Origin of the sequence: Mesorhizobium qingshengii (genome assembly GCF_027563465.1) — a bacterium.
Taxonomy (GTDB): domain Bacteria; phylum Pseudomonadota; class Alphaproteobacteria; order Rhizobiales; family Rhizobiaceae; genus Mesorhizobium; species Mesorhizobium qingshengii_A.
In genome coordinates, this window is record NZ_JAPFQA010000043.1 from 1 (window position 1) to 5,465 (window position 5,465).

At 62.0% G+C, this 5,465-nt stretch carries 5 protein-coding genes; 1 reads left to right on the forward strand and 4 read right to left on the reverse strand.

Translation table 11 applies throughout. The features are described 5' to 3' along the window. Window positions 1-68 precede the first annotated feature (68 nt). Complete coding sequence (locus OOJ09_RS31730) at window positions 69-959, reverse strand: LysR family transcriptional regulator (protein ID WP_269908988.1); 891 nt, start codon at window positions 957-959, stop codon at window positions 69-71. A gap of 169 nt (window positions 960-1,128) precedes the next feature. Here OOJ09_RS31730 and OOJ09_RS31735 point away from each other — a divergent pair, with 169 nt between their 5' ends. After that, complete coding sequence (locus tag OOJ09_RS31735; RefSeq protein ID WP_269908989.1) at window positions 1,129-2,028, forward strand: DMT family transporter; 900 nt, start codon at window positions 1,129-1,131, stop codon at window positions 2,026-2,028. A gap of 152 nt (window positions 2,029-2,180) precedes the next feature. Here OOJ09_RS31735 and OOJ09_RS31740 read toward each other — a convergent pair whose 3' ends face one another. The 3 genes from OOJ09_RS31740 to OOJ09_RS31750 are packed head-to-tail and all read right to left on the reverse strand — an operon-like array spanning window position 2,181 to window position 5,363. Beyond that, entirely contained in the window at window positions 2,181-3,176 is a 996-nt protein-coding gene (locus OOJ09_RS31740) for a tyrosine-type recombinase/integrase (RefSeq protein WP_269908990.1), read from the reverse strand. Continuing rightward, window positions 3,169-4,119, reverse strand: coding sequence for a tyrosine-type recombinase/integrase (locus tag OOJ09_RS31745; RefSeq protein WP_269908991.1), 951 nt, complete (start codon window positions 4,117-4,119; stop codon window positions 3,169-3,171). Before OOJ09_RS31745 ends, OOJ09_RS31740 begins: the two co-directional genes overlap by 8 nt. Next, window positions 4,116-5,363, reverse strand: a complete 1,248-nt coding sequence (locus OOJ09_RS31750; RefSeq protein ID WP_269908992.1) for a tyrosine-type recombinase/integrase — start codon at window positions 5,361-5,363, stop codon at window positions 4,116-4,118. Before OOJ09_RS31750 ends, OOJ09_RS31745 begins: the two co-directional genes overlap by 4 nt. Window positions 5,364-5,465: the final 102 nt, after the last annotated feature.

Below are 5,465 nucleotides of genomic sequence, written 5' to 3' on the forward strand. Positions count from 1 at the left end.
GTCGTTTGCTTCATGCGCCGGGAGAAAGGTGCGGACGCATGCGCTTGACGCTGATTGCCGGCGTAAATTCAGACAACGAGGGCAAGTCCACCGTTGCGGCTAATATCGCGTTCGATCTCGGCAACAAGGCCGTCCAGCGCGAGGCTCCTCGCCTTTCGGGCGCGCCGTACGATATAGGTCAACGCGGGCGGGGCGGGTAGGCGGTCCCGGATGATCTCCATCTCCGGGCGCAGGTGACGGTCGCTGAGCAGCGCGATGCCGAGGCCTGCGTTGACTCCCGCCACGATGCCGGCGGCGCTAGCGCATTCGAACACGGTTTCCAGGAGCTCGCCTTCGTCCTGCCCAATGTCCAGCGCCCAACGGCGATAGAAGCAATTGTCGTCGAACGACAGGAACGGGATCGGCCCTTCGGATGGCAGTGGCAGATCGGGGGATTTAACCCAATGCAAATTCTCTCCGAACAGGACCACATCGGCCGGGCGGACCTCATGGGCAAAGATCTGCACGATCGCGGCATCCAGTTCGCCCCGTTCCAGCATCGCGCGTAGGACAAGGCTCATGCGCACCTTGGTGCGGACAGCTACCTGTGGGTGCAGGCGGCGGAACCGGCCGAGGATCCGCGACAGGTCGGAACAGGTGGTGTCCTCAGTCAGACCCAACAGGATACGGCCCGCCAGATCCGTTTTGGTCAGGCTGAGAAGCGCCTCGTCGTGCAGTCCCAGGATCCGGCCGGCGTAATCCAACAGCTCCTCCCCTGCAGCGGTGAACATTGGCGCTCCAGAGCGGCGGTTCAGCAGATCGCAGTCGAGGCTGGTCTCCAGCCGCTTGATTTTGTGGCTAACCGCGGATTGCGTCAGCCCGAGCGCCTCGCCCGCGCGGGTGACGCCGCCGTGCCGGCGGATGGCGCGGAGCGCCCGCAATGCGTCGATGTCGAGGCGTCGACTGGTCAGGTCGGTCATGGCGATCTCGATGTGGCTTGGGAGAAAGAATGAACAATTTGGGATCTGTTCGCAAGGAAGCATTACGCTAGAAGCGCAAAATTCATAGTTTCATCGATATTTGTCATGTGCGCATGTGGCTGCGATCAACTATGCGGGATCGGCAGTATCCCCGCGTTTCGAGCTTTTCATGACCGATCTTTCCCTGTCCGCGGCCGCACCGAACCGACACCGATTGCTCTGGCCGGTGATGGCCGCAATCCTGGTGATTGGGTGGAGCTCCGGTTTTGTCGGTATTCGCTATGCCAATAAAGAGGCGAGCGTCTTTCTGCTGCTGTTCTGGCGCACGCTGCTGTCGGGTCTGATCCTTTTACCCTTCGCGCTGGCTTTCGGTCCAAGGATGCCTATGCGTGCGGTGCTGTCGCAGATGGGGTTCGGGGTAATGGCGGTGTTCCTCTACCTCGGTGGCTTCGCCCTGGCGATCGAGCAGCGCGTGCCGACCGGGCTGGTGGCGCTGATCTCGGACCTGCTACCCCTGGCCATCGCGGCGCTGTCACAACCGGCCTTGGGGGAACGGCTGAGCGGGCGGCAATGGCTGGGCACAGCCATTGCCGTTGTGGGCGTGCTGATCGTGTCCTTCGACAGTCTCAGCTTCGGGACGGCGCCGCTCTGGGCCTATGGCCTGACCGTCGGCTCGATGCTGGTCTTCGCGTTGGCCTCGGTGCTGCATAAGGGGCGAAAGGAACTGCGGATGCCAGTGCATCAGAGCCTGTGCATTCACACGCTGACCGGTGCCGTGCTGTTCGGCCTCTGTGGGCTGGCGCAAGGTGACGGGCTGGCACCGCCAATGACCCAAGGCTTCGCCATCGGCATGGCGTGGCTGGTGCTGATCGCAACCTTCGCCACCTATTCTGTCTATTACACCAGCCTGCGCCTGTTCCCGGTGGCCAAGGTCAGCGCGGCCATCTATCTCAGCCCACCGGTCACCATGCTGTGGGCTTGGGCTCTGTTTGCCGAGCCTCTGACACCGGCGATGTTCGCCGGCATGGCGGTGACGCTTGCGGGGGTCTGGCTGACATCGCGAGGATGAGCCACCGCAATCAACCGTCGGCAGGCCGACACCTGCGACCCTTCGCCAATGTTCAGCCAGATCCGGGATTCCAGCAGGAGGCCTTATTGCTGCGCGGCGTGCACCACTCTGAGCAGAGGCTTTCGGCAGAGGACGCCGCAACAATTCCTGACTTACAGCGATTTCAGAAAGGCCATGAGGTCCTTATCCTCCTTCCATGAGCGAGCGGGACGTGTCTGAGCGACTTCGCAGAGAGCTACGGCGTTGGCTTTCAGCGTGAGGTCTATTTCGGCATAGATGTTGGTGGTGCTGATTGAGACGTGGCCGAGCCAGGCGCGGATGGTATTGATGTCCACGCCGGCGAGAACGAGGTGGCAGGCCGTCGTGTGCCGGATCACATGCGGGGTTATCGTTCTTTCAGCCAATTTCGGCACCCGCGCCGCGCAACGCTCGATAAGGCGATAGACGCCGAAGCGGGTGTAGGGCGTTCCGAGCCTACTGACAAATACTGCGTCATCGATCGAGCGGCCAAGGATCTCGTCTGCCAGAACTCGTTCGGTTTCCGGCCACAGTGGGCACTGGCGCGTCTTGCCGCCTTTCCCGTGCAGCGTGGCAATATCGTGACCGCCACTCCCGCCCCCGATTTGCAGATCGCGCACCCTCAATTGCGTAGCCTCGGAGACACGCGCCCCGGTGTTGTAGAGAAAGAGGAGAAGGGCGTATTCGCTGCGGCCGCGCTTGGCCTTGCGGTCGGGCACGGCGAGCATGGCCTCCATTTCGGGCCTAGTCAGCCACCCGACCGGTGGTGGCATGGATTTCTTCGATGCGATGGCCCGGATGTGGCCGCACCATTCGACATGGGCCGGATCCCGGCTGCCGATGAAGCGGGCAAATGCCCGGATGGCGGCAAGCCTCTGATTGCGGGTCCGGGCAGAGCATCCGCGATCTTCCTCGAGATGTGCAAGGAACTGCAGCACGTGCCGGGAAGTGAGATCGCGCACGGCCAGCCCCTCTACAGGCTTGCGCAACTTGCGGCTGACGAAGGGCAGAAGAAGGCTGAAGGTGTCCCGGTAGCTCTTGCGGGTGTTCCGGGCCAGATTGCGTTCAGTGACGATATATTCGCACAGGAAACGTCGGAGCCATGGGCCGAGGGTTACGTGTTCAGGCATCCTGACCTCCGGCCGCATAGCGAGCAAAACGCAGCGACGCCTGCTGCAAAAGCTCCGGCGTCATCGACAGATAGACCTTTGTGCCCTCCAGATCGGAATGGCCGAGATAGGTGGAGAGTACGGGTAGCAACCGTTGCACATCCGCTCCCCGGCGATACCAGGCAGTCAGGCTGTGAACCGCGAAGCTGTGTCTGAGGTCGTGTAAGCGCGGGATCTGTCGCCCGCTTGCCGTGCGATGGACCTCAGCGATACGCCGCAGCGCGTCGAATGCGGCCTGAACGGTGCTGCTGGCAAGCCGCGTGCCGTCCCGGTTTGCCAGAAGGAAGGAAGTCTCGCCTTGGGCAAGCTCGCCGCGCCGCCGTAGCGGCATGTAGTTGGTCAGTGCCGTTGCAAGTTGCGGTCCGATCGGAACCAGACGGCTCTTGTAGAACTTCGTGGCGCGTATGGTCAGGACGTGTTCCGCCAGATCGACGTCCGCGAGTGTGAGACCTGTCGCTTCACTAAAGCGCAATCCGGCTCCGTACAGCAGAAGAAGCAGGGTCCGGAATGTCACTGCGTCGAACTGAACCGCACCGCGCCGGCTGCTCTCCAAGGTCGCGGGGTCAAGGAGCCGCCGCAACTCATTACGCGAGTAGATATACGGCGGCCTCCGGGGCGGCGATTTCGGTTCGCTGTTCGGTAGCGGCAGGCGCGTCGCATGGCCACGGCCGATCGCATAGCGCCAGAAGCCGGCAAGGGCGTAATACTTGTTCTCGCGGTGTCGAGACAGTGGCCCCTTTCCTACGAGAAAGGCCAGCACCTGTGTCGTGGTGGCCGCGTCGCAGGTGCCATCTCCGTCGGCATATCTGAGGAAGAGACGCAGGAGATTCGCCCCGGTCGTGAACTTGGCGCCGTGGGCCTGTCGCCAGAGGATGTATTGCTCGATAGACTCGTGCAGCGTCATGCCAGCCCCTCCAGATCGAAAGCGGCCACTTCGCGAAGAGATGCGAGATTGACCTTTGCGTAGATCGCGGTGGAGGATGGGTCGCGGTGCCCGAGAAAGTCCCCGATCACCTTCATCGACATGCCCTGATCTAGAAGATGCTGGGCTGCAGCATGCCGTAAGATATGCGTACCTCGTCGGCCGGAGACGATGCCAATGCTGGCCAGCCGGTCACGGACCATCTTGCCCAGGGCCGCTCTGCCAAGCGGTCGGATCGGCGCATGCGCAGTGAAGAACAGGCTGCGCCCGAAGCCAGATGGCCGTGCCTCCCGTATGTAGCGCAGGATGGCATGTCCGACCTCATGCGACAGCGGCCAGAGATGGCTCCGACCGGGCTTCGGGCAGCGGACACGGAGCATCCCGTTCTCCCAGTCCATATCGTCCAGTTGCAGGCCGCGGACTTCCCCGGCCCGCAGTCCATAGGCGATGAGAAGCATCAGGATCGCCCTGTCGCGCTTGTCGACCGCTCGATCCCGGACAACAGAAGCCAGCAGGTGCAGAACATCCTTGCGCCCGAGGCCCTTCGGCACGCTCTCATCCACCACAAACCGGGGCGCCATGATTCCCGCAGCCAGCCCGGCGCGGCACCAGCCGCGCGTTTCGGCAAACAGGAAGAACGCCCTCAGACGCTGAGCGTAGTCGTGTATTGATCGGCGCTTCCAGACCCCTCGCTTATGTTCTGTCGCAATGACATCGTCGATGTCGGTCACCCGGATGGCGTCCAAGGCTACACCCTTTCCAGCCGACCAGAAGAAGAAGTGGTCGGCGGCGGCGCAGTAGGCTTGTACGGTCGCGTCGGAGAGGCCGCGTTCCCGGCGCAGCCATCTCTCAAAGATCACGATCTCCGCATGATGTGGGTGATGCTTATGCTCGGGCTCGTCGAGCCATCCCAGGAATCGCAGCCATTGGATTCCGCGACTGGCAAAGCGAGTTCTCGCCTTGGGCGAAGCTGCCCGAGCATATCTGTGGCCTTTTGGCAGCGCCCAGATTGCTGCTGCGGCTTCTATTTGGGGAGTGTTTACCCGGTCGCCTTCTCGCAAATCCAGTAGACGGACGAGACTGAGTTGATCGTTCGCATTCTTGCGTAAGGTTGTCCGGCAAGCGCCCAGTTCATTCAGGTGTCGAAGGTATCGAGCGCGGGGTTCGGACAGCGGTGCTGTCCGATATCTCTCAGCGGTTTGGGGAAGGAAGATTGCTTCAAACATACTTGTGCCTCCAGGTTGGTGGAGGCTCAAGTTTTCGCAGCGAGCACCGTGATGAAAGCTCTGCTGCGTAGATGGTGCTCAATCATCTGCAAGTAAGCAGCA